This is a genomic window from Kitasatospora sp. NPDC022856, assembly GCF_055561235.1.
The window spans coordinates 1-1,096 of sequence record NZ_JBVHHE010000148.1; the positions used below are offsets into that span (position 1 = coordinate 1).

Below are 1,096 nucleotides of genomic sequence, written 5' to 3' on the forward strand. Positions count from 1 at the left end.
TACTGACATCAGCTCTTTGGGGTGGTAGATCTGCCGTTTTGCTGACGGATGGTCACCTGTCGCTGTAGACCGTGTGGCATGCGATATGCGGATGGGGGCGGGCTGACAGCGAGGGCACGTCAGCGCCGTGAGGCTGTGCGTCTGGAGGCCGCCGCGCTGTTCGGCGAAGGGGTCAGGCCTCCCGAGGTCGCCCGGCAGTTGCGGGTGAGCTGCAAGTCGGCCTACCAGTGGCACCAGGCCTGGAAGCGGGGCGGTGCGGCGGCGTTGGGCTCGCGCGGCCCGCACGGGCAGCGGTGCAAGCTGTCCATGCGGTGCCAGGAGAAGCTGGCTGCCTACCTCGACCAGGGCCCGGCCGCCCATGGCTGGGACGAGGACCAGGTGTGGACGGGTGCGCGGGTGGCCACGCTGATCGGCCGGAAGTTCCACGTCTCCTACAGCGTCTCGGGCGCCACCCGGCTGATGCGCCGGCTCGGCTTCACTCCGCAGATGCCCGCGAGGCGGTCCGCGGAACGTGACGAGCAGGCCGTTACGGCATGGAAGGAGGCGACTTGGGCGGAGGTAAAAGCACCAGGGCGGCCTGCGGCGGATGGGTGTGCTTCGAGGACGAGGCCGGCTTCACGCGCAGGTCGCCCCGTGGACGCACCTGGGGGCGGCGGGGCATCACCCCGGTCGTGAAGGTCTCCGGCAGCCGCTCCGGACGGGTTTCGGTCGCGGGGCTGATCGCCGTGCGGCCCGGCTCCCGGACCAGGCTGTGCCACCGCATCCGGCGGCACACCGGTCGCAAGGGCGAGCGGCGGAGCCTGTCCGAACGCGACTACATCGGCCTGATCGACGGCATCCACCACCTGGTGAAGGCACCGATCGTGCTGGTCTGGGACCGACTGAACACCCATGTCTCCTATGCCATGCGCGACTTGATCAACGCACGGGACTGGCTGACGGTGTTCATCCTGCCCGCCTACGCGCCGGACCTGAACCCCGTGGAGTGGCTCTGGGCGCACGTCAAGCGCAGCCTGGCCAACCTGTCCTCGGTCGCCGTCGACCGCCTCGAAGCCCTCCTCCGCAACCGGCTCAAACGGCTCCAGTACCGCCCCGA

The 1,096-nt window shown here is 69.6% G+C and carries 1 protein-coding gene; it reads left to right on the plus strand.

Annotated elements, in window-relative coordinates:
- Nucleotides 1-78: 78 nt before the first annotated feature.
- Nucleotides 79-1,096 (plus strand): IS630 family transposase gene (locus ACZ34W_RS38755; RefSeq protein WP_465611219.1). Its coding sequence is split into 2 segments (ribosomal slippage), with 1,019 coding nucleotides annotated over them: nucleotides 79-580 and nucleotides 580-1,096; the frame shifts between segments, so codons are not numbered across the junction. This gene is flagged as partial in the annotation.